The following is a 22334-nucleotide window of genomic DNA, read 5'->3' as shown; positions in this document are numbered from 1 at the left end:
TCTCGACCTCGTCCCAACCGGCGTACTCGCCAGTTAGTTATATCGGACAAATCCGGCGGAGGTGGTGTCCGTCCCATATTTCGGAGCATCGTCTGGATCGCTACCGCATGGGTCGGGGAAACCGGCGCTCAGAGTGCTTGGCGACGGTCCCACGTCACTCGCGGTTGAAACAGTGTTGCCGCTGTGTCCATTCGATGATCGCCGCCGCGATGGCCGCAGGCTGATCCTCGGGGGCGAGATGTCCTGCGGGACCGCACTGTTCCACCTCGAGATTTGCGATATTCGATCGGCTCCACGTGACTTCGTCAGGTCCGATCATGAGAAGTTCTGCGGGGCCGCTGAAGGTGAGAAGAAGTTTGGGTACGTCAGTGCTTTCTGTGAGCCAATCGCTGTACGCCGCCACACGTGCATTCACGTCACCGGGAGTTCCTTCGATGGGGAAGGATCGTGGCCACTCGAGAAGGGGTCGGCGACTCTCTCGTGACGGGTAAGGGGAGCGATAGGCCTCGGCATCGGTTTCGGTCATTTCACCGAGAACCGTTCTGTGAAGCGCTATTTCGAGAAAGAAGTTCTCGTCGAGTACCTTTGTCTCTCCTGTGTCGGAGTCCCTCAGAGCTTCCACCCGTGCCCGTGCCTCTCCCGGGAAGTGTTCGTCCCAGGTCATCGGACGAAGGATCGTTTCGAAGAAGGCCACACCTCGGACGCGATCGGGGTGGCGGGCAGCCCAGTCCAGTGCAAGTGCCCCGCCCCAGTCGTGTCCGACGAGTACGACGTCGTCGAGTTCCATCTGGTCGAACCAGGCGTCGAGGTAGCGGGCGGTGTCGAGGAAGCCGTAGTTGATTGGCGGTTTGCCTGACCGCCCCATTCCGATGAGGTCAGGGGCAAGTGCGCGGCCCAGATTTCCTATCTGCGGCAGGATGTTTCGCCACAAGTGCGAGGATGTGGGGTTTCCGTGGATGAGTACGAAGGGTGTTCCTTCACCGCGCGAGCGGTAGGCCATGGTCGAGTCGAGCACGGGAATTGTGGGCATTGCGACTCCTCAAATAGTTTCCATATACTCTAATTGAGATAGTAGCCATGTATTCTATTTGTATGCAAGATCGAGAAACATGGACGACAGGGTCGCTGGTGTGGCACCTCGGCTTGCGCTGGCGGGCGGGGGTTGACCGAGCGATCGCGCACCTGGGGTTGACTCACGCCCAGTATTCAGTGCTCGCGTCTCTGCATGGTCTGGTGAGTGCGGGGGAGAGGCCGAGTCAGCGAGAACTCTCAGCGCACACAGGATTGCAGCGAATCTACATATCCAAGCTCGTGCGAGCGTTGGAGAAGAGCGGGTTTGTTGTCAGTGAACGCGATAGACGCGATGCGCGAGCCGTTCGCCTCGATCTCAGTGACGAGGGCAAACGAGTCATAGAGCTCGCTAAAGACATTGTCCGCCAATTGGATGCAAAGAATACGGAAGTGCTGACGAAAACCGGAGGGCGGGAACTCGCCGAGCTCCACCGCGCCCTTGACGCGTTACTCGACGCCACCGAAGCAGGAGATGGATAATGCGCCGGTCCGCTTCGTGGCGCAACCGAAGGCGATCGTGTGCGGACCCGGTCCACAGGACGTTCGTTGGGGGAGCGACGGAAGCGTCGATCCCCCAACGAGCCCTATTGTCTAGCTGTCGATCGTCACGGTGTCACGTTGATCGGTGTGGCCGATGCGAACTGCAGTGTGCCCGACATTGTTGCCGTCCCAGTGGCTGCGGCGGGGCAGACGGGTCCGGTGCCGGTGCGTGTGTAGTTCACGGTGCCGGTGTTGCTTGCCACGACGCGCTGGTTGGGAATATCGAATGGCAGCGGTCCGACAGTGCTGGCCCCGACGGTGACTGTGCATGTTGATCCGGGCATCGTGACGACTGCGCCTCCTGCAGGAATGACCAGGGATCCCTGAGCCGATCCGGTGTCTGCCGATACGTTCAATAGCCAGGAGCCGGAGGTCGTGACCACAGCGGGTAGGCCGTTAGCCTTGCACCCGGTCAGGCTGGGGGTGCCGATATTGACGTTGACTCCGCCGGTGCCGGTGTTGGAATTACCCGGCGCGGATGGGATGGTCCCGGAGCCCGTCGTACTGGAGCAGGTAAGTGTGATCGTTCCTGTCTTGATACTGAGATTGCTGCTCGAAGCAGTCACGGCTTGACCCGCTGGAGTGACGACGGTCGAAGCCAGAGCGGTGCCGGCTGCGACCGCAATCGCGGCTGCGGCGGCAGCTGTGACGATGGTGGTGCGGCGAACTGCATGGGACATCGATATCTCCTTGTTGTCGGTGATACTTCGTGAGTCGCCGGTGCTTGCTCTACTGCGTCCGCAGGCTGTCGGCGCCGATGTTGAACACATCGCTTGTGGTGGTCAACGAGTTGTGACCACTCGAAGACGGAACGTTGGCGCGAAGATTGACTGCCCAATTCAATGCGCCGAACAGTCCACATCCAGATGCGCCCGGTACCGCGAACGTCTGGTCGGCGTGCGTCACGTTTCTGACGGCGGCGGTATCCGGAAATCCTGGAACTTCCTCCAGGACACCATTTTCGGAAACTCCGAGTTTGAACATGATCGGGTTGCTCGCAGAACCCAGATAGCAGTTGCCGCCCAGCAAGGGGTTGGAGATCTTCAATCTTGCCGGAAGTGTGACACCGAGTTGGAATGCGTCGACTGTTGGCAACGCGACCGGTTCGACTGTTGCCTTGATGGTGGTCAAGCCGCCGGGGAACGGTATACCGAGCCCGAAGATTCCTCCTGGTACCTCGATGGGGCTGGAATAGACGCCTTTGGTGCCGTCAGTGGGAGGAATGAAGATCTGGTCGAACCCGAATTCAGCGTCGGGGTTCTCGCGATAGGCGACACCGCCGGCGATATTCAACGAGCCGGAAGGAATCGGTACTTTGAGCCCGTTGATGTTCATTTCGCCGCCTTTGACGACGACATCGACACAGGTGCTTGTCTCCGGATTGGCTATCGGGCATTTTCCCCAGCCCCCGAACGGCGCATTGGGCAGCGGGGCCGCCGTCGCGGTTGACACCGCCCCGAGAGTGAGGACTCCCGCTGCGACGACGGCGAGCGCGGCTCTGAATCGTATTGTGCGCATGGACAAGTGAACTCCGTTTCGAGGTGGCAATCTGTCGTCGATGACGGTTCTGTGGCAGTCGGTTGGATTGCTAGTTGGCACTACGTTCGGCAACGACGGCAGCGGGTTCGGGTGAGCCGGCCGGCTGGGGCCTGAGGCTGTCGGCACCGATGTTGTAGACGTCACTCGTCGTGGCGAGGGAGTTGGACGTGGTGGACGAGGGAAGCCCGGCGCGCCAGTTGACGATTGGATTCAGAACGCCGAACGGGCCACACCCGGAAGCTGTCGGGACCGCGAAGGGCTGTCCGGTGTGCCCGGTGTTTCGAACGACGGCAGTATCCGGGAAACCTGGAACCTCTTCGAGGACACCGTATTCGGTCACATCCAAGTTGAGTTGGACGGGGTTGTTGTCCGAGCCCAGGTAGCATTTGCCGCCGAGGAGAGGGTTCGCGATCTTCAATTTGACGGGTAGCTTCACACCAAGCTGAAATGCATCCACGGTGGGGAGTGCAGACGTCGACTCTACGGTGGCCGAAGCCTTGTTCAGTCCGAAGAGATTGTTGAATGGCAGGTCGATTCCGAGTGCGCCCCCGGGGATGTCGATGGGTTTGGCGTAGATCCCCCGACTGTTGTCGTTCGGCGGGATGAATACTTGGTCGAATCCGAATTCAGCCTCTGGATTCTCCCGGTATGCAACTCCGCCTGCGATGCGCATCGCCCCGGCGGGAATGCTGACGGAAAGCTTGCCGATCTTCATGTTTCCGCCGGTGACCGTGACGTCCATACAGGTGCTGGTCTCGGGATTGTCGATCGGACATGAATCCCAACCGCCGAAGGGGATCTCCGCTGCCGGGGCGGCTCCGGCAATGCTTGCTGACAAGCTTCCCACCGCAGCGGCGGTGGCGAACACAGTTGCGGTGGCGAGTGCGCCGAAAAGCCCACGCGACGTCGAACGTCGGGACATGTATTTCTCCTTTGGGTACAACCGACCAGTCGGGATTGTGATGATGAGTGACGGTAGTCACGTGTGACTTGGATGTACAGACAATTTGAAACAATTCCGACAAAAGTATTACTGCGATCGCCTCCGCTACTACTTGTGGCTGTGAGGATTGAAATTTGTTGCAGTGCTCTGTGTCTCGTCATTCACTCACGAATCGCTGTGAGGTGCTTCGACCCGAAAAGGCGTTCGTCGACGGGAATATCGGACTCCTGTCGAAATCGAGGGGGCAATGTTTTGTCGGAGTCGCCAATGAGGGAAGTCAGGGCGAGTAACTTTGTCGAACAGCGGCTGATCGGTACTCCGGGCAGCTGCCCGAGAGAACGGATCGCCATGACGCTGATGCTGCCGCTCGACTCGATGTTCCTTCTGATGGAGTCACGGGAGCATCCCATGCACGTCGGTGGCCTGTCGCTTTTCGTTCCGCCGGAAGGGGACGACGGCGAATTCGCCAGATCGCTCTACCGTTCGCTCACCGACGTCGACTCGATTCGGCCCCTCTTCCGTCGCAAGCCGGTGCAGTTCTTGTCGAACTTCGCGCCGGTGCGTTGGACGGAGGACGCAGACGTCGATCTCGAGTATCACGTCCGGTTGCTCGCGCTGCCCAAGCCGGGTCGAGTCCGCGAGTTGCTCGAGCTGACCTCCATGCTCCACGGCACGCTGCTCGATCGGCATCGGCCGCTGTGGGAGGCGTACGTGATCGAAGGTCTCGCCGACGGCCGAGTTGCCGTGTACATGAAGACGCACCACGCGCTCATGGATGGTGTGTCTGCTGTTCAGGCGTGGTACCGCAGCCTCTCGTCGGATCCGCACGATCGACATTCGATGCCTCCATGGGCGCAACGACCTTCTTCGGGGCGGGTTCGTGCCCGTCGCGGGCTGGACCTGCAGAGGCGGGTGGGCTCCGTGATCGAGACCGTGCAAGATGTGGTCGGGGTCGGCCCTGCGATAGTGAACGCCGCTGCCTCGGCAGTGAAGGACCACGTCGCACCGTTGCCGTTTGCTGCCCCGAAATCGATCTTCAACGTCCCGATCACCGGAGCGAGGCGTGTCGCCGCGCAGTCGTGGCCGATCGAGCGCCTGCGCAAGGTCAGCTGCGTTGCAGACGTGACGCTCAACGATGCGGTGTTGGCAATGTGCGCGGGTGCGCTACGGCGATACCTGATCGAACTGGACGAGTTGCCGGACAAACCGTTGATCGCGATGGTGCCGGTATCCCTTCGCAAAGGCGAAGAGGGTGAGGCTTCCGGCAATGCCGTGGGTGCGGTGTTGTGTGATCTGGCAACCGAATTGGCAGATCCGGCGGCCCGACTTCAGAGAGTTCACGACTCGATGAGTAGCGCCAAGTCCCTGATGTCGGGCCTGACGCCCCTGCAGATCACGGCGCTCAGTGCATTGAACGTCGCGGGTCTCGGGCTGCCGCTGATCCCTGGTTCATCCCGACTGATCACTGGGCGTCCAGTCTTCAATCTGGTGATTTCCAACGTCCCCGGCCCGACAACGACGCGCTATTGGAATGGCGCGAAACTCGAGAGCTGTTACCCGGCATCGATTCCGTTGGACGGGCAGGCGATGAACATCACCGTCATCGGCTACGCGGACACCATGCAGTTCGGGCTCGTCGGCTGCCGCCGCAATGTTCCGCACTTGCAGCGGCTCCTCGGCCATCTCGAGGAATCCTTGAGTGAGCTCGAAGCCGCCGCAGGCTGATCAATTCGACTCGCGCCTTCCGACGTCACGTCCGTTCACGACCAACTGGTGGACGTCCAGTTCTTTGTCGTCGAGGCCGAAGCTGATGATGCGTTCGGGGTGGATACGGATGATCGGTGCGTCGAGACCATGTGCAGCGGCACCTGTAGCATCCAAAGCCTCTGCCCGGCAACGGATTTCGACGCACCTGACCTGCCATGGATCTACGGATGCGATGTCGTCCACGACGAACGCGACCCGACCGTTGTCTGCGACATTGTGAAACTTACGGCTGCCCGTCATGTTGTAACCGCTGATGTCGATCGTGGCTGTATCCGGGTTGTAGTGGAACCCGACCGGACTGACTTGCAGCGTTCCGTTCCGTTGAACCGTCGCGAGGCGACCGAGAGTCTGTGTGGCCAGGTAGTCGAGTTCGATTCGGGTGAATGTCATGAAATCACGCTAGAACCTGAACTGCTGTAGAGGTCAAGATCTCCGAACGTACAACTCATTCCATCTCGTCGAGGGCCTCTTCTGCTTCGTCGACCCGCCACTCGGCCTCGCGAAGTTCCTCCTCAGACTCTCGAACTGCGACGCGGGCAGCCTTCTCGGTGTTCTTGGCGAACTGTCGTTCTTGTTCTGCGTGTTCGAGATCGGCGCGGAGTTCTTCGATGCGACGGTCGAGGTCGGACAGCTTTGACCTGGCATCCTCGAACTGGGCGGTCTCGGCCTTGACCCGTCGTCGGATCTTCTCGACGCCTGCCCTGGCTTCCTTCAATTCTGCTTTCGCCTTGGCTTGTTCGGCCTTGCGATCCGGAGCAGTGGACTTGGCCGGAGCGTGTTCTTCGGTGGGGATCGCAGGGGCGTCTTGTGCAGAATCCTCCTCCACTACAGCAAGTCCCGCCGGCCCGAAACCGCTGTAACTCGCGGCGGTCACGACCCGTCCGAGTCGAACCTGCGCGGCAGTCTCCTCATCGGCCAGGGCGGCATTGAGAGTCTGCGCGACATCGCGCAACGAATCCTCGCCGACGCTCTTTCCCCGCGAAGCGGCGATCTCACCGGATTTGTGGGCGAGACTCCGCACCACCTGCTGCCTCTGTGTCGTCAGCCGTCGCAAGTCCGGGCCCGAGAGATGGCGTTGAGCGTCGCGTAGCGATTCGCCAAGCGCGAGAAGTGCATCCAGATCCTCTGGTGCATCGCGCGAGATGAGATTGACCAACCACCCCACGGTGGTCGGCTTCCGAAGTTTTCCGATCTCTGCGGCCAGTGCGCGGTCGTTGTCGTCCCGGGCAGCCTTCACATGCTTTGTACGCGCCTCTACGAACTCGCCGGGGTCGAGGCCGTAGAGTTCGTCGGCGACATCATCGAGGGTCACGTATCAATACTGTCATTCGGCGAATCGTTCGAAGACTGTCTTCCAGTCGTTCTTGATGCTCACCACCGTCCACCCGTTTGCGCGCGAGACGTCGAGTGCGTGCTCGGCCCCGTCCACGTAGTCGAACTCGCGTTCCGGATCGTCATGGAGCACCAGAAGGCGAAGTGCCGGAACGTTCGGGTGTTCGGCGAACTTCAACATAGGTAGGTCACCGTTGCTGTTTCCGGCCGCGATGACAGGTCGTCGGCCGATTCGGTTCCAGATCTGTACGGGCTTGGCCGGCCCGTCGTCGACGACATCGGTTTGGGGCTGACGGAGAATTGTGCCGCTGTGCCCGCCGTCCTTCCACGTCAAGGCCACGCCGCTGCCGATGACGCGATCTCGGGGGATGCCGTAGACCTCCTGGCTGATGGGACGCATGAAGTCACGTCCGCCGCCGGAGACTATGTAGTTCGAGAATCCCTTGGCTGCAAGGTAATCGAGCAACTCCACCATGGGTGCATAGCTGCAGTGCAGATACTCTCGACCGAGAGTGGGATGCGAAGCAGTGCGCAGGTAGGTATCGGCGTGGGTTTCGAATTCTTCGACCGTGACTTCGGCGAATGCCGCCAGGACGCCGGCCGCAAGCACCTTCAGTGCGCTGTCGTCGCCGCGATAGTGCTTCGAGATCACTTCGTTCAACCAGGCGTAGTCCTTTTCGAACGCCGCCTGCCACGGTTGACGGTTGCGAAGAGACGGATCCTGGGCGGTCATCTCGACGAGGCGGCGCAAGATGAAGTCGAGTTGGATCGGCATCGGCTTCTCACACCACAGGGTTCCGTCGTTGTCGAAGGCTGCGATCCTGTCTTCCGGTGCGATTTCGTCCGGACTTCCCTCAGTCGTCGCGCGTTCGACGAATTGCCTGACGGCCTGCTTCGGCGGGCCGTCTTGCCAGCTCGGCAGCGGGTCGGAGGTGTCGGAGGTGGAGGCTTCAACGAATTGACTGCTCATGTGGTCCCTGGCTTCCAGTGAGTCGATGACAAATCCGGCACTCTCATACTCGGATCTCCTGCCGAAAATGGCATCGCCCATTTCGGGCGACAGCGGTTCGGTGACCACAATCGGGGTATGCGATTCACCATGCGGCCGTAGAGGCTGGAAATCAGATGACCTACAAGGAGCCAGATCATGGCCAACGCATTCAAAGGCGTCGTCAACCTCGATATTCGCGATTCGATTCCCGACTGGAGCCCGTACGAGCAGCCGAAGGCCGCCGCCGGCACACCGAATATTCTTTACATCGTTCTCGACGACGTCGGATACGGCGCCTTGGGTTGTTACGGGGGACCGATCGAGACGCCCAACATCGACCGCATCGCGGGCAACGGATTGCGGTACGGGCAGTGGCACACCACAGCGCTGTGCTCCCCGACGCGATCGTGTCTGCTCACCGGGAGAAACCACACGACCAACGGCATGGCCTGCATCAGCGAGTGCGCGGTCGGTTTTCCCGGCGGAAACGGTCACATCCCTCCCGAATGTGCCACGCTCGCCGAGGTTCTGGTCGAGCAGGGATTCAGCACCGCGATGGTCGGCAAATGGCACCTGTGCGCAGAAGACGAGATGAATCTTGCTTCCACGAAACGGAATTGGCCGGTCGGCCGCGGATTCGAGCGGTTCTACGGCTTTCTCGGTGCCGAGACCAATCAGTGGTATCCCGATCTCGTCCACGACAACCACCCCGTCGAACAGCCGTCGACGCCCGAAGAGGGGTATCACTTCAGCGTCGATATCACCGATAGAGCGCTCGAATACATCGGTGACGTGAAGTCGATAGCTCCGGACCGGCCTGTATTTCTCTACTACGCACCCGGGTGCGCACACGCTCCGCATCACGCGCCCCGCGAATGGGCCGATCGCTACGCAGGCAGGTTCGACGCAGGGTACGAAGCCATGCGGGACGAGATTCTGGCCAGACAGAAGGAAATGGGACTTGTCCCGAAAGACACGACCCTGCCCTCACTCAACCCGATAGGCACTCCTGAGACCCGCACCGGGCCCGACGGCGAACCGTTCCCGCCGCTGGATTTCACCCGCCCCTGGGACACTCTCTCCGCTGACGAGCAGCGACTGTTCTCACGGATGGCGGAGGTGTACGCGGGCTTCCTCTCGCACTGTGACGATCAGATCGGACGCCTGCTCGGATACCTCGAAGAAATCGAGCAGCTCGACAACACGATCATCGTGGTGGTCTCCGACAACGGTGCCAGCGGTGAGGGCGGACCCGACGGATCTGTCAACGAGAACAAGATTGCGAACGGCGTACCCGACGACCTAGCCGAGAACCTGGCGAAGCTGGACGAGCTGGGCAGCACCGAGACGTACAACCACTATCCCAACGGGTGGGCGATGGCGTTCAACACGCCCTTCAAGATGTGGAAGCGGTACTCGTTCAACGGTGGAACCTGCGACCCATGCATCATCTCGTGGCCGGAGGGCATCGATGCCCGTGGCGAGATTCGAGATCAGTACCATCACGCCATCGACGTCGTCCCGACTCTGCTCGACTGCGTCGGCGTCGACTTGCCTGACACGGTGAAGGGGTACACCCAGCACCCGATTCAAGGCGTGAGCATGCGGTACAGCTTCGATGCCGGCAACATCCCCACCGCCAAGCACACCCAGTTCTATTCGATGCTCGGAGGACGAGGAATTTGGCATGACGGCTGGAAGGCCGTCACCACGCACCCGACTCTGAGCGGGTGGGGCCATTTCTCGGAAGACACCTGGGAGCTCTACCACACAGAGTTGGACCGAGCCGAGCTCCGGAACCTTGCGGATGAAGAACCCGGCAGGCTGGCAGAGCTGGTGGGGTTGTGGTTCCACGAGGCCGGTGCCAATCAAGCTCTGCCACTGGACGATCGGTCCGGTGTCGAACTCCTCACCACGCCTCGCCCCCAGTTGGCCCCGCCCCGAAACCGGTATGTCTACCGCCCGGGCGGAGCCGAGGTACCGGAAGCCGTCGCTGTCAACCTTCGTAATCGTTCATTCTCGATCGGGGCAGTTGTCGATTTGGCCGAGCCAGGTGCGACCGGTGTGCTTTTCTCGCATGGCGGCAGGTTCGGTGGTCATTCGCTGTACGTCAAGGACAACCGCCTGCATTACGTGTACAACTTCCTCGGCAGTGAACAGCAGAAGATCGATGCCACCGAAGACCTTCCGATCGGCGAAAATATAATCTTGGCAGCAACTTTCGAGAAGGAAGGCGAGGATCCGCCGGGCACTGCGCACGGGGTGCTCGGCCTCTACTACGGCGATCGGAAAGTCGGTGAGGGCAGAATCCGCACTCAGCCAGGCAAGTTCAGCATCGGTGGCGGCGAAGGGCTCAACGCAGGCCGTGACAGCGGGGAGCCCGTAACCGACGACTACCCGGGTACGTCACCGTGGGCGTTCACGGGTGGAACGCTCAACCGGGTGGCCATCGACGTCAGTGGTGAACCGTACGTCGACCTCGAACGCGAAGCAGTGGCGATGCTCTCGCGTGAATGACAGTTCCGAGTGCGTCTAGTGCGAGCCGGGCGGAAGGTATCGCACGGTAGGTACTCCGCCGGGACCGTCCAGGCGAACCTCGGCGTCGACCTGGTAGACCTCGGCTATCAGGTCAGCGGTGAGGACCTCGGTCGGGCTTCCGTGGGCAACGATGGATCCCCGGTTCAGCATCACTATCGAATCGCAGAACATGGCGGCCAGATTCAGATCGTGCAATGCCATGATCGTGGTGGTGGGGAGGCGTCGCACGAGCGCGAGCAATTCGAGTTGATGGTTGATGTCCAGGTGATTGGTCGGCTCGTCGAGTAGCAACTCGTGAGGTTCCTGAGCGAGGGCGCGCGCGATCTGGACGCGTTGGCGCTCCCCGCCGGACAGGGTGTGCCACGACCGGTCCAGCATGCCGGCGAGATCGGTGTGTTCGATCGCTGCCCGGACGGCGTCGCGATCGGAATCCGACTGCCCACCCCACAGTCCGCGGTGCGGTGTGCGTCCGAGTTCGACTACCTCCGCGACCGTCAGATCGATCTCGGTGTTGCTGTGCTGATCAACGGTCGCGATCCGACGCGCGATGTCGCGGCGTTTCCAGTCGGACAACGGGGTTCGGTCCAGGGTCACGACACCGGATGTCGGACGATTGTGCCCGGCAAGCAGTTTCAGCAGCGTCGATTTCCCCGAACCGTTGGGGCCGAGAAGCCCCACCGTACTTCCGGTTGTAGGCGAGACGTCGAGGTCGTCGACTATGAGCGCCCCGCCGACCCGCCAACTGACGCCGGTAGCTTCGAGTGTCATGGCCTGGCCTTCCGTCTCCAGAGGATGACGGCAAACGCAGGCACACCGACCAGCGCGGTCACCACACCGGCCGGGAGTTCCTGCGGCGCAATGGCTGTGCGTGCCACAGCGTCGACCCAGACAAGGAAGATGGAGCCGATCAGTGCGGACGCGGGCAGGAGTCGGCGGTGGTTCGAACCGACGAGAGCCCGCGCCGCGTGCGGGAGGACCAGGCCCACGAAGCCGATGGCACCTGCGACGCTCACGATCACCGCGGTCATCAAGGCTGTTGCCAACAACAGGGTCACACGCACCCGCCACACGTTCACCCCCAGCGACGACGCCGCGTCCTCGCCGAAGGCAAAGGCGTCGAGTGCGCGGGAGTGAGTCAGACAGACCACGAGGCCGACTGCGACCACCGCAGCGCAGAGTGCGACGTCGAGCCAGTCGGCGCCGCCGAGTGAGCCCAGGAGCCAGAACATCACGCCGCGGGTCTGCTCGGGATCGGCCGAGGTGATGACGATGAACGAGGTGAGCGCGGAGAACAGTTGGGTCGCGGCGACACCGGCCAGGATCACCCGGTCCGGCGTGCCGCCGGCCGCATGGGCGAGCAGCAGCACAAGGGCGAAGGAGATCACCGCGCCGATGAAGGCGCCGCTCGACAGGCCGATCAGTCCCGACCCGACTCCGAGGATCACGATCAGTACGGCACCGGTCGAGGCGCCGGACGAGATACCGAGGACAAACGGATCGGCCAGCGGATTGCGAAGCAGCGATTGCATGATCGCACCGCACAGCCCGAGACCGGCACCGCAGAGCGCGGCGAGCAGGGTGCGCGGCAGACGGAGGTCCCACACGATGCCGTCACGGATAGGGGTGACGTCCGCCGCGGTACCGCCGAGATGGCCGACGACAATCGAAGCCACCTCACCGACCGACAGACCGGCCGGCCCCAACGTGATGGCAACGGCGGCTGATCCGGCCAGCGTGACAACACCGATCACCCACAGCAGGGTGACGGTCGTCGGGTTGTCACGCAGCCGAACTCTTGTCGTCATCTCACGCCGTAGACCACGTAGTCGTCGAACAGTTGCCAGACCGTCCCCGACTCCCGAAAACCTGCTTGCGCGAGCGCCGCCAACTGGAAGTCGACGGCTGTGGGCGCGGTGGCGTCACGTCCGGCGAATCTGCGCTCTCGCTCGTCGGTCATTGGTCCGATGCCGTGAGTGGCCCGCAGCTCGTCCCACCAGCTGTCCCACTCGGGAGCGCCCGCAGCAAAGGCGGAGCGTTGCGTCTGCTCGTCGTGAGCGTTCGCCCATCGGCTTATGACGGGGGATCGGCCGTCGAAGCGAAAGTGATCACCATTGAGCAGAACGCCGGCAGGGCTCAGCAGTTCGCGGCACTGCCGATACACCTCGACGAGCTGCTGCGGTTGCAACCAGTGCAGCGCGGTTGTCGACACTATCGCCTGAACCGGCGCAGCCACCGAATTCGGCCAATCGGCTCCCGCCAGGTCTGCGTCGATCAGCTGCAGTCGGTCACCGAAACGCGTCGACGACTGGCGGGCGAGCTCCAGCAGCATCGGGTCGTAATCGATCCCCACAACGCTCGCATGCTCGAACTTTTCGAGAATCCGGGCGCTCAGTGAACCCGGCCCGCAGGCCAGGTCGACAACCGTGAACGGGGCGTGCGCGTGCTGCAATTCGAGGACGTCGAGAATCACGTCGAAGCGCTTCTCACGGTCGGCGATGTATGCCGCCTGCTGGTCGTCCCACCGACGCACCAGTTCACAGATCTCCGCGGACATCTAGACCACACCCAACTGGCGCAGCCCGTCGGAGAGCTGTTCGATGCCACCGACATTGCGGATCGAGGGATCCATCGTCGTTCCTTCGAGGATGATGTAACGCTTGTTCTTCACTGCGGTGAGCTTGCTGGCGACCGGGTCCGATTCGAGGAACGCGATCTTGTCTGCGGCACTGTCGCCGTCTCCACCGCGGTCGAGATCTGCGAGCACCAGCACGGTCGGGTCTCGATCGAGGACACTCTCCCAACCGATTTCGGGCCAGTACTGCTTGTTGTCGTCGAAGGCGTTCTTCGCACCCACCGCGTCGGTCATGATTCCCGGTGCACCGCAGCACCCGGCGAAGTACGGAGTCTTCGTGGCTGCGTACCACCACGCCAGCGTCACGTTCTCAGCTCCCAGTGCCGCCGTGGCGGTGGCCGCGCGATCCTTCAAATTCTCGGTGAGGTCGACACCTTTGTCCTTGACATCGAACAGTGTTGCCACGTCGTCGATTTCGTCGTACAAGTCGTCGAGCGTGAGGGCCTTGCTCTGCTCGGCATCCTGACCGGTGCACTCGCTGGGTGACTGATATGTCGCGACACCGAGGTCGGTGAACTTGATCCGGTCGGCGATGCCCTCCGAGGTGAACGTGTAGTTGAACGTCGTGTAGACCATGTCCGGTTCGCGTTCGAGGACACTTTCGAATGACGGGAACTCGGTGTCGAACGCCTGGACCTGACCACGCGCCTCGCGCAGTTCTGGGAGGACATCGTCATCGCTCATGGCGTACCCGGCCATCCGGTCCTGCACTCCCAGTGCGAACAGCATCTCTGCTGCAGGTTGATTTACCGCGATTGCCCGTTCGATCGGTCGCTCCACCGTGACGTCTCGGCCACAGTTCTGGACTGTCACGCGCGATTGTTCGGAAGAGTTGGATTGTCGGGCAGCACTGTCGTCGGAGGAGCAGGCAACCAACGACGCGCTCAACAGGGCAGCGACGGCGGCGGCGGGTAGGCGAAGTCTGGACAGACGCATGGAATCTCGTTCTCGCAGGGGCTCGTTCGCGGAGCCCGTTACCGTGTGAACAGGCGCCTGTTGACCCCTGCTGCCAGCCGGTATTCGGACTCGAGATCGCCCCACCCGAGCGCCTTCCCAGATTCTCATCCAGTGGCGTAAGCCCGGGCGGTCACCCTCACCGCTGCGCGTCAGTTCCGGATTCACACCGGATTCCCTGACCCCCTGTGTGGAGGTCCGCTGGCACAGAGGAACTTATCACCGCAGTGCACCGCCGGTCAGGTCGGCTGGTGTGAGGCAATCAGATCTCGATGGCCAGGTCGTCGATGTCGGTGAGGGTTCCGCCGTCGGCGAGGATGCGCTCGTAGTTCTCGCGTCGACGGAGGTCGATTTCGGTGTTGCTGACGCCCTCCTTCCAATATCCGAATATCGCGACGTCGTTTTTGTCGAGTCCGACGGTCGATCGAAAGTGCTTCCGGATTGCGCGCATCTCGTTGCGTTCACCGGCGCCCCACACGACGTAGCTCGCGGGATTGGCGAGCTCGCGTGCTCGTACCGCCAGTGGGCCGTCGGGCTCGGCCGGATCTGCGCTCACGCGGTGAAGCTCCAGGCCGGGGAGGGCGGGCAGTTCGGCGAAGGCGACCTCGTCATCTGTTGTGACCCAGCCGATTCCGACGACGTCGGTAGGTAACTGCTCGATGATCGAGTGCAATGCGGGTATTGCGGTGCCGTCCAGAAAAAGTGCGATACGTCGACCAGGAACATCAGGGATCAAGAAGTGTGGCCGCGGACCGGTGAGGCCGAAGGTGTCACCGACGGCCAACGTTGCTGCCCACCTCATCATCGGACTGGTCTGTCCGTGCAGGACCACATCGACGACGATCGATCCGCTCGCTGAATCGTAGGAACGCACCGTGTACACGCGCGAAGCGTCGTCGAAGGCCGGCCCGAGATTCATGCGTACGGTCACATTCGGGCGTGACCAGGTCGGATCGTCGGTCGACTCCGTCAAACGAGCCGTGATCCGCAGCAGGTGATCGCTCGGTCGCTCCATCGCTTCGACGATCGCGAGAACGTCGTTGAGTCCGCGATTGTGGTCAGCGGTCCTTAGGACGGTCGTCGGGGGAGTTGTTGTGCGCGAGGCGTCTGCATGTGTCATCGACTGTGCTCCTGGATCGGGTTTTCGGGATGCCGCCAGGTTAGTGCTGCCTAAGTCGAGCGAGTTGTCCAGAAGTGACATCTGATTACCTGAATGATTCGGGTCTCGAAACGACGCGGTTGAGCGAGTGGTGCCGGCGCTGCTACCGTGCCTGTGATGTCCATACGCCGCTGTTCTCTCGCTTCCGGCCGTGCACTGCGCACGGCCCGATTCGGCGTAGCGACTTTCCGACGTGGGCGTAAGGCGATCGACCGCCGCCCGTCCGGTCTTGTCTGGATCGAAAGAGCCTTGGCCGCACCGGCCGGATCCGTCTGACATTCGCCACTTCGGCGAGCATTGCCTCGCCGAGATTTCGCAGTGCCACACCTGTTGCAGTGCTGCGCATTTCCCGTACCTGAAGTTTCTCGCGGGTGAGTTGTGAGTGTCGGCGCCACCGAGCCTGGAATGCCAGCCAACTCGTTTTCGTGAAAGGTACACAGCAATGAATCGTTTCGAAGGTCGTCGTATTCTCGTCACCGGCGCAGGATCTGGAATCGGGCAGGCCACCGCGCTGCGGTTGCTCGCCGAAGGTGGCCGCGTGGTCGCTGCCGACATCTCCGAGCAGGGTTTGGCGAACACCCGGAAATCGGCAGAACATGCTTCGACGGAGGATCGCCTCGACACCGTCGTCGTCGATATCGGTGACGAGAGTTCCGTCATCAAGGTTGTGGGTCAGGCGATTTCGACTCTCGGGGGATTGGACGTACTGGTCAACGCCGCCGGGATACTGCGTGGTGGGCACACCCACGAGACCTCGCTGGACCTGTGGAATCAGGTGCTCTCCGTGAATTTGACGGGCACTTTCCTCGTCACCCGCCAGGCACTGCCGGCTCTCCTCGCCACCGCCAACGCAGTCGTGGTGAATTTCAGTTCCACCTCCGCGGCCTTCGCGCACCCGTACATGGCCGCGTACGCCGCAAGTAAGGGAGGAATCCAGTCCTTCACTCACGCACTGGCTCTCGAATACGGCAAGCAGGGTCTGCGTGCCGTCGCGGTGGCTCCGGGCAGTGTGAAGAGCGGGATCACCGACACTACGGCGTCGTACTTGCCGGAAGACACCGACTGGTCGCTCTTCGGCAAGTTGTCACCGATTCTGAGCACTGATCTGGAGTCCGGTGGTGCCCCCATGGCCGGGCCGGAAAGTGTTGCGGGAGTTATCGCGATGTTGGCATCCGACGATGGTGCCTTCATCACGGGCACGGAGATCCGTGTCGACGGCGGCACACACGCCTGATTCTGAGTCCGTCTGACGGCCCGCACAGGCAGGCCGTCAGACGCGAGCCGTCATTCTTGCGAGCGAGTGATGGCGGGGACGACGTAGGACTGATCGAGCACGGCGGGCGAAGGTTCGTACATTCTCAGTACCGGTCGGAAATCCCCGCGCGGTGCGGGCAGCCAGTTTGCCTTCGCCGTGGGATCTTTCGGCTCCTCGTGGCTGATCGTGATCGTCAACGCACCGTCGGCGTCGTGGACGATTCCTGGAGTGCGGTCGCCGATCGAGTATCGGTCGACGGGGTTCGCCACGAGGAAGAAGTCCGGCACCGAGTACATCGTCAGCGACCAGAAGGCGCTCACCGGCGGAGTGGGGTCGAGTCTTATTGTGTAGGTGTGGGTTCCGTTCAACTGCTCGCCCTGATCGTCGACGTAGGTCATGATGTACGCCGCTTCGTAAGGGTGGTTGCCCCACAGCCCGCCCTTGGCAGCCGCGGCGCGTTCGACGATGCGCAACTTGGGATCGGCGATCTTGAATTGTGAATCGTCGATTGTGCCGACCTCGAAGTAGTCGAGGTTGTAGTCGAAGGCGTGGAATGTGAGCTTCCATCCGTTGACTTCGGGGCTGGAGCCTTTCGTGAGGGCCTCGAGCAGGTTCTTCTCACCGATCGTCAATCCGTCAGCCAACGCGGCTGCCTCGTCGGCAGACAGCGATACGTAGGGAGAGGCCCCGTGCTCGGTGATTCCGATCAGGGAGAAGGAATCCTGGAGTTCTCGATCTCGCGGGGCCGGCGGAAACGCCTGTGACCAGATGCGGAGTTTCTCGAGGAACAGGAGGTCCTGGCTTACCCCGGGTTCGGGCACTGGGAGACCCGCCGAGTTTCCGGTGGAGTCGACGACGGTCAGCGTGGTGGCGTCCTGCAAGGCGTGCACCGCAGGGAGGTCGTCGTCGCCACCGCATGCCCACCGGCCCACGATCGACGCAATGTTCGTGGGAAATCTGATCACCGTGGTCTGGTCCGCCGGGGTTCCCGTCCAGGTGGGTGGGACGAGAAGGAAGTCTCCGCTCTTCGTGCCGGTGGCCCGATGCCCGACGTAAGCGAAATTGTTTGTCCAGGCGTCCACGAACTGGAGGACGTAGTAACGGCCATCGGTATCGGGGACGTGCAGCGCAACGGGGCCGACAGAGAGATCGATCTGCGCCATGGAATACACGGTGTCGTTGTTGATCGTGACGAAAGTGTCTGCCGGCCCGGCCAGTGTTCGGGCGTGGCTGAAGGTGTTGAAAGGTGCGGCGGGGTTCGCTCCGACACCGTTGTGAACATACCGATGGACCTGGTCGAGATTGAAAACGAGGGGAAATCCGTAGATATACGCCTGAGCTGCAAGCTCGGTGCGACTGGTGTCTGTCATCTCTGCCCTCTCGTCGTGCACGTCGGTTCGAAGTCCACCCTGCGGGAACCCTGCCGTCGGGGCATCACCCGCCGAGGGTGACGACGGTAGAGGGAGAAGACATGTCGGATCAGGAGAGTGCGGCATTGGTCGCTGTCGCAGACGAGTGGAACGTCGCGATGTGCTCGAACGACGCCGAACGGATCGGCGATTTCATGGCAGACGACTGGGTGATCGTCTCGGAATCCGGAGTGTCGACCAAAGCGGAGTTCCTGGGTTTCGTGGCCTCGGGCGACCTGACTCATTCGACGATGGACCGCGTCGGGAGCGCTCGCGTGCGTTTCTTCGGTGACGTCGCACTGTTCACCACGCGGATCGTCAATACCGCGCACTACGGCGGCAGACAATACGACGCCGACGAGTGGACCACCGACGTGTTCGCGCGGCGAGACGGTCGTTGGTGCTGCGTGTTGAGCCACATCACGCCGGCGGTCGAGGCGAAGATCGAGGACGTGGAACTATGACGTAGAGATAAGAGAAAGGCTGATGTTTTAACGGTGACACTATTGGGTAGTAATACGAGTTTCGCATTTATGAATGTATTTATCGGATTTATCGATTGTGAAGTTTCTGTAGTAGCGTCAGTTGAGTAGATCATTTTGATACGCATACCGGATGAGGTTCTCACATGATTGTTCTCGGCATTATTCTGGCGTTGATCGGCTTTTTCACGGGGTTGAGCATTCTGACCACCGTCGGCATCATCTTGGTCGTCGTAGGTGCAGTTTTGTCCATCCTCGGTGCTACCGGGCGCGCAGTGGGCGGACGAAAAGTCTGGTATTGATCAATACTGCGCGAGTAGCTGAGAAGGCGGTACCCGATCTCTTCGGAGATCGGGTACCGCTTTTTGTGCTCCAACTGGTTTTCGGTCTCTCTACCCCAAATTATCGATCTGAGCGGCATCGGGTAAACATGAAGGATGCTTTCTCGAGACCATGACGAAGAGAAATCTGCCGAGCGATTCAGATTCCCTCGCAGATGGAATCAGGTTGACGAATCGCGCCGCGGTTTGGTGTTGGCGTGGGTGGCCTTCACGTTGACGTTCGGCGGAGCACGTCTGGTGACCTGGTTGATCCAGATCGATACCAGGGATGTCGGCGACATCAGCGCCGGTGGCACTCATCTGCATCACTACCTGTGGGGAATTCTCCTGTTGGCGGGAGTAGCGATCTTCGGACTCGTCGACCGAAGTCCTCGCGCAAGAACCTGGATGGGCATCGCCTTGGGTATTGCGCTCGGACTCATTGTCGACGAAGCCGCACTACTGATCACTCTCGACGACGTCTACTGGCAGAGCGACGGTTGGCCGAGCATCGCCATCGCCGTGTCGATCATCGGTGTTGTGGGAACCGGGCTCGCGCTGACACGGAGCGGAGCGGAGAAGCCTCGAGGTTGATCCGACTGCGGCACGGGTACTCACCCTCGAGCCGGGAAGTCGCGCGGATCGTGAGGTGGCTTGGATGGATCCCAGTTCCGCGGACACATCACCGGATTCCGAAAGCGAAGTTCAACCGATAGATCCGATGGCGGAAGCCGAACGTGAAGCCGCAGCATTGGCGACGCCCGTCCGGCCGCTGGGCGAACCCGGACCGAGATTCGATCGTCGTTCACCGTTCTTCATCGGACTGAGCGCCGCGGCCGGAGTTGCCGTGACGTACGCGGTGATCGAGGTGCTGCTTGCGGCGCGGGGCATGTTGATCCTGATCGTGGTCGCATTGTTTCTCGCGGTGGGCATCGAACCGATGATCGTCTGGCTGGAGCGGAGACATTTCCGGCGCTGGATCGCGGTCACCGTGGTACTCCTCGGAATTGCGGTGATGCTCGCGCTGTTTCTCGTTGCTGCGATCACTCCGCTGGTCGAGCAGGGACGTCAGTTCGCATCACACGCTCCCGAACTTCTGACACACATTCGTGACCGGTATCCGATCGTCAGCGACCTCGACGAGAAGTATCACCTCGAGGAGCACCTCACCACCCAACTGGACGGTTCGGGGTCTGCGCTCGCGACGGGTTTGCTCGGAGCGGGGCGGGCGGTGTTCAGCGCAGTCGCCGACGCTGGAATCGTTGCTGTACTGACGACGTACTTCTTGATCGACTACCCACGAATCCGCACGAATCTGTATCGGCTGGTGCCACATTCGCGGCGGCCACGAGCAATCGCCATCGGTGATCAGATACTGGCAGGTGTGGGTGGATACGTCCTCGGCAATGTTCTGATCTCCGTGATCACCGCAGTGTGCACCTTCGCGTGGTTGTTGATCTTCGACGTGCCGTATCCGTTGATCCTGGCGCTGCTGGTCGCTCTGCTCGATCTGATCCCGATAGTCGGTTCCACGATCGCAGGGGTTGTCGTCGCCCTGGTCTCCTTGACAGTCTCTGTCCCAACGGCATTGGCGACAGTTGCATTCTTCATCGCGTTACGTCTGCTCGAGGACTACCTGCTCGTTCCGAAGATCATCGGGAAGACGGTAGCGGTCCCGGCGTTGGTGACTGTGGTCGCGGTCCTGTTGGGCGGAGCGTTGCTCGGTATTGTCGGTGCGTTGCTGGCGATTCCGGTCGCTGCGGCCTTGCTGCTGCTTGCAAGGGAGACGCTCTTCCCGCGCCTCGACGCTTCTTGACCGGCTTCTATCGGACGCTTCGCGCGCGACGCCGAGAACCAGGATTCGGCTTGGGGCACATCCGAGTCGGGATGGTTTCTCCCTCGGCGGTGATACGGAATACCGAGACTTTCTCGCTACAACCGTGATTCAGATCGACCGCGTATGCGATTGCGGCGCGATCCGAGACGAAATCTTCCATCACCGTTGTACCGTCCGGTAGTTCGATTCTGTAGTTTTCCATGACTTACACAACCTTCTTTCGCTAAGACGATCCTACCCGGCTCGAGAAGTGGCAAACCCGTGGAACACAACGTGCGACAGTCGTCTTCGTGCCTCGCCGGTGCAATGTTTCGATACCTCGCCTGCTGGGTAGTGAGAGTCGGTCAGCCGCTCAGGCGGTACGTATCGAACCACGGAGGATCCGCGCAATGAGCGCAGTATCGAAAGCGATGTACAAGCCACTCTCACTGGCGACCAGCGTCCTGGGCGGCATCTTGGCCGGCGCTGTCTTCCAGCAGGTGTGGAAGCGCATCGGTGACGACAAGAATGCGCCCGAGCCCAAAGACTTGAGCAGGTCGAGCAAGGAAGTCCTGATCGCCGCAGCCCTGCAGGGAGCCATCTTCGCTGTTGTGCGAGCCGCAGTGGATCGTGCGGGGGCAAAGGGCTACCGGGCCCTTGCTCATGAAGATCCTCGGTAGGAACGCCCGGTTCGGTTCGAGTTCAGTCGACGACGGCCGCGATTGCCTCGATCTCGACCAGTTGATCGTCGTAACCGAGAACGGTCACACCCATCAGAGTGCTCGGGGCGTCGTGATCACCGAACGCGTCGCGGACTACCTCCCACGCCGCAACCAGGTCGGCTTGATTGCTCGACGCCACCAGAACGCGGGTGTTGATCACGTCGGTGATGGACGCGCCCGCGTCCGAGAGAGCTGTTCTCAGGTTGTCGACGGCCTTGGCTGCCTGTCCTGCGTAGTCGCCGATGGCGGCAGTAGAGCCGTCCGCGTTCAGAGGACAAGATCCGGCCAGGAAGATCAGTCGGGCCTCGGCGGGAGCCGTTGCTGCATAGGCATATTCAGCCACCGAAGAGAGTGACGTGGAACGGATCAGAGTTACCGACTTCGACATTATTTCCCCAAGGAATAGTAAAGTTTTGCAGCGAGTCTTTCACAGCACGCCAGGGGTTGCCAATTCATCGTCGGACCCATCCATTCAGTCGGCAGCTACGAATGACTGCCAATGAGCCGAGAAGAAGAGCACACAGCACCTGTCGACGAGTGGCTGACGACCAAACAGGTTGCAGCACTGTTCCACGTCGACAGGACCACGGTGTCCAGATGGGCGAGGGAGGGCAAAGTCGGCACTCTGAGAACCCTTGGCGGGCATCGGAGGTACCGGCGATCGGAGATCGAGACGTTGCTGCGTAACCGCTCGACGACGCTCGATCACCAATAACCTCCGGCACGAAACAGACAGGTCGCCGAGCATGATGAGGGCTCGGCCACCTGTCTGGTCAGCAGGAAGTAATCAGGCCTTGGGGACGCGGACGATGAGTGCGTCGCCTTGTCCGCCGCCGCCGCAGAGTGCGGCTGCGCCGATGCCGC

26 protein-coding genes and 1 riboswitch are annotated in these 22334 nt (G+C 61.4%); of the genes, 11 read left to right on the top strand and 15 right to left on the bottom strand.

Annotated elements, in window-relative coordinates; all coding sequences use genetic code 11:
* Positions 1–154: 154 nt before the first annotated feature.
* A complete protein-coding gene (locus AC1Q61_RS28920) occupies positions 155–1030 on the bottom strand; it encodes a haloalkane dehalogenase (RefSeq protein WP_058228149.1) in 876 nt (291 codons plus the stop codon).
* Positions 1031–1092: 62 nt separating this feature from the next.
* Here AC1Q61_RS28920 and AC1Q61_RS28915 point away from each other — a divergent pair, with 62 nt between their 5' ends.
* The gene (locus tag AC1Q61_RS28915; protein ID WP_192712017.1) at positions 1093–1551 is read left to right on the top strand and encodes a MarR family winged helix-turn-helix transcriptional regulator; all 459 of its coding nucleotides are present in this window, start codon (positions 1093–1095) and stop codon (positions 1549–1551) included.
* Between the two features lie 125 nt (positions 1552–1676).
* Here AC1Q61_RS28915 and AC1Q61_RS28910 read toward each other — a convergent pair whose 3' ends face one another.
* From AC1Q61_RS28910 to AC1Q61_RS28900, 3 genes are all read right to left on the bottom strand, one after another.
* Complete coding sequence (locus AC1Q61_RS28910; protein WP_003945583.1) at positions 1677–2291, bottom strand: hypothetical protein; 615 nt, start codon at positions 2289–2291, stop codon at positions 1677–1679.
* 49 nt (positions 2292–2340) lie between these two features.
* Positions 2341–3129, bottom strand: coding sequence for a hypothetical protein (locus AC1Q61_RS28905; protein ID WP_021333197.1), 789 nt, complete (start codon positions 3127–3129; stop codon positions 2341–2343).
* A gap of 70 nt (positions 3130–3199) precedes the next feature.
* Positions 3200–4072 carry a hypothetical protein gene (locus tag AC1Q61_RS28900; RefSeq protein WP_007734676.1) on the bottom strand — a complete coding sequence of 291 codons (873 nt, stop codon included), beginning with the start codon at positions 4070–4072 and terminating at the stop codon, positions 3200–3202.
* Between the two features lie 369 nt (positions 4073–4441).
* On the opposite strand from AC1Q61_RS28900, the gene AC1Q61_RS28895 reads away from it, so the two are divergent.
* A complete protein-coding gene (locus AC1Q61_RS28895; protein WP_065456059.1) occupies positions 4442–5818 on the top strand; it encodes a WS/DGAT/MGAT family O-acyltransferase in 1377 nt (458 codons plus the stop codon).
* Here AC1Q61_RS28895 and AC1Q61_RS28890 read toward each other — a convergent pair whose 3' ends face one another.
* From AC1Q61_RS28890 to AC1Q61_RS28880, 3 genes are read right to left on the bottom strand one after another with little or no spacing between them, the layout of a single operon-like run.
* The gene (locus AC1Q61_RS28890; protein WP_070160775.1) at positions 5819–6250 is read right to left on the bottom strand and encodes a PPOX class F420-dependent oxidoreductase; all 432 of its coding nucleotides are present in this window, start codon (positions 6248–6250) and stop codon (positions 5819–5821) included.
* Between the two features lie 55 nt (positions 6251–6305).
* Positions 6306–7172, bottom strand: a complete 867-nt coding sequence (locus tag AC1Q61_RS28885) for a hypothetical protein (RefSeq protein ID WP_231783003.1) — start codon at positions 7170–7172, stop codon at positions 6306–6308.
* A gap of 12 nt (positions 7173–7184) precedes the next feature.
* Positions 7185–8162, bottom strand: coding sequence for an HAD family hydrolase (locus AC1Q61_RS28880; RefSeq protein ID WP_492651310.1), 978 nt, complete (start codon positions 8160–8162; stop codon positions 7185–7187).
* Between the two features lie 177 nt (positions 8163–8339).
* Here AC1Q61_RS28880 and AC1Q61_RS28875 point away from each other — a divergent pair, with 177 nt between their 5' ends.
* On the top strand, positions 8340–10700 hold the full coding sequence (locus tag AC1Q61_RS28875; protein WP_007734692.1) for an arylsulfatase: 2361 nt from the start codon (positions 8340–8342) through the stop codon (positions 10698–10700).
* 15 nt (positions 10701–10715) lie between these two features.
* Here AC1Q61_RS28875 and AC1Q61_RS28870 read toward each other — a convergent pair whose 3' ends face one another.
* The 5 genes from AC1Q61_RS28870 to AC1Q61_RS28850 form a co-directional block, all read right to left on the bottom strand.
* Positions 10716–11489 (bottom strand): ABC transporter ATP-binding protein, encoded by a 774-nt coding sequence (locus AC1Q61_RS28870; protein ID WP_042452439.1) that lies wholly within the window; start codon positions 11487–11489, stop codon positions 10716–10718.
* Positions 11486–12526 carry a FecCD family ABC transporter permease gene (locus AC1Q61_RS28865; RefSeq protein WP_315872887.1) on the bottom strand — a complete coding sequence of 347 codons (1041 nt, stop codon included), beginning with the start codon at positions 12524–12526 and terminating at the stop codon, positions 11486–11488. The genes AC1Q61_RS28870 and AC1Q61_RS28865 overlap by 4 nt, the downstream gene beginning before the upstream one ends.
* Positions 12523–13275, bottom strand: a complete 753-nt coding sequence (locus AC1Q61_RS28860; RefSeq protein ID WP_492651309.1) for a class I SAM-dependent methyltransferase — start codon at positions 13273–13275, stop codon at positions 12523–12525. Before AC1Q61_RS28860 ends, AC1Q61_RS28865 begins: the two co-directional genes overlap by 4 nt.
* Positions 13276–14289 carry an ABC transporter substrate-binding protein gene (locus AC1Q61_RS28855; RefSeq protein ID WP_054827305.1) on the bottom strand — a complete coding sequence of 338 codons (1014 nt, stop codon included), beginning with the start codon at positions 14287–14289 and terminating at the stop codon, positions 13276–13278. It lies immediately after the preceding gene.
* Between the two features lie 58 nt (positions 14290–14347).
* Positions 14348–14528: riboswitch (cobalamin riboswitch) on the bottom strand.
* A 41-nt stretch (positions 14529–14569) separates the two neighbouring features.
* A complete protein-coding gene (locus tag AC1Q61_RS28850) occupies positions 14570–15427 on the bottom strand; it encodes a siderophore-interacting protein (RefSeq protein ID WP_054827324.1) in 858 nt (285 codons plus the stop codon).
* A 156-nt stretch (positions 15428–15583) separates the two neighbouring features.
* Between AC1Q61_RS28850 and AC1Q61_RS28845 the strand changes: the two genes are divergently transcribed.
* Positions 15584–15742 carry a hypothetical protein gene (locus AC1Q61_RS28845; protein WP_155419158.1) on the top strand — a complete coding sequence of 53 codons (159 nt, stop codon included), beginning with the start codon at positions 15584–15586 and terminating at the stop codon, positions 15740–15742.
* Positions 15743–15908: 166 nt separating this feature from the next.
* Positions 15909–16700 (top strand): SDR family NAD(P)-dependent oxidoreductase, encoded by a 792-nt coding sequence (locus AC1Q61_RS28840; protein ID WP_054187942.1) that lies wholly within the window; start codon positions 15909–15911, stop codon positions 16698–16700.
* A gap of 50 nt (positions 16701–16750) precedes the next feature.
* Here AC1Q61_RS28840 and AC1Q61_RS28835 read toward each other — a convergent pair whose 3' ends face one another.
* A complete protein-coding gene (locus tag AC1Q61_RS28835) occupies positions 16751–18091 on the bottom strand; it encodes a DUF1254 domain-containing protein (protein WP_054827303.1) in 1341 nt (446 codons plus the stop codon).
* Positions 18092–18192: 101 nt separating this feature from the next.
* On the opposite strand from AC1Q61_RS28835, the gene AC1Q61_RS28830 reads away from it, so the two are divergent.
* The 4 genes from AC1Q61_RS28830 to AC1Q61_RS28815 all read left to right on the top strand — a co-directional run bounded on the left by AC1Q61_RS28830 (position 18193) and on the right by AC1Q61_RS28815 (position 20748).
* Positions 18193–18594: a nuclear transport factor 2 family protein gene (locus tag AC1Q61_RS28830; protein ID WP_054827323.1), complete on the top strand. Its 402-nt coding sequence runs from the start codon at positions 18193–18195 to the stop codon at positions 18592–18594.
* A gap of 164 nt (positions 18595–18758) precedes the next feature.
* On the top strand, positions 18759–18914 hold the full coding sequence (locus AC1Q61_RS28825; protein WP_003945564.1) for a DUF6131 family protein: 156 nt from the start codon (positions 18759–18761) through the stop codon (positions 18912–18914).
* 135 nt (positions 18915–19049) lie between these two features.
* Positions 19050–19526: a hypothetical protein gene (locus AC1Q61_RS28820; RefSeq protein WP_003945539.1), complete on the top strand. Its 477-nt coding sequence runs from the start codon at positions 19050–19052 to the stop codon at positions 19524–19526.
* A 64-nt stretch (positions 19527–19590) separates the two neighbouring features.
* Positions 19591–20748 carry an AI-2E family transporter gene (locus tag AC1Q61_RS28815; RefSeq protein WP_054827302.1) on the top strand — a complete coding sequence of 386 codons (1158 nt, stop codon included), beginning with the start codon at positions 19591–19593 and terminating at the stop codon, positions 20746–20748.
* A 7-nt stretch (positions 20749–20755) separates the two neighbouring features.
* Here AC1Q61_RS28815 and AC1Q61_RS28810 read toward each other — a convergent pair whose 3' ends face one another.
* Positions 20756–20971: a hypothetical protein gene (locus tag AC1Q61_RS28810; protein WP_003945874.1), complete on the bottom strand. Its 216-nt coding sequence runs from the start codon at positions 20969–20971 to the stop codon at positions 20756–20758.
* 187 nt (positions 20972–21158) lie between these two features.
* Between AC1Q61_RS28810 and AC1Q61_RS28805 the strand changes: the two genes are divergently transcribed.
* On the top strand, positions 21159–21428 hold the full coding sequence (locus AC1Q61_RS28805; protein WP_003945929.1) for a DUF4235 domain-containing protein: 270 nt from the start codon (positions 21159–21161) through the stop codon (positions 21426–21428).
* A 22-nt stretch (positions 21429–21450) separates the two neighbouring features.
* Here the strand turns inward: AC1Q61_RS28805 and AC1Q61_RS28800 are convergent, their stop codons facing one another.
* Entirely contained in the window at positions 21451–21858 is a 408-nt protein-coding gene (locus tag AC1Q61_RS28800) for a RidA family protein (protein WP_003945735.1), read from the bottom strand.
* Positions 21859–21969: 111 nt separating this feature from the next.
* On the opposite strand from AC1Q61_RS28800, the gene AC1Q61_RS28795 reads away from it, so the two are divergent.
* A complete protein-coding gene (locus AC1Q61_RS28795) occupies positions 21970–22185 on the top strand; it encodes a BldC family transcriptional regulator (protein WP_003945782.1) in 216 nt (71 codons plus the stop codon).
* The last annotated feature ends 149 nt before the right edge of the window (positions 22186–22334 follow it).

It is taken from the genome of Rhodococcus sp. MPR-R1B (assembly GCF_058793255.1).
Note: the sequence above shows the minus strand (reverse complement) of the source record. Positions and strands in the feature narration are given on the sequence as shown.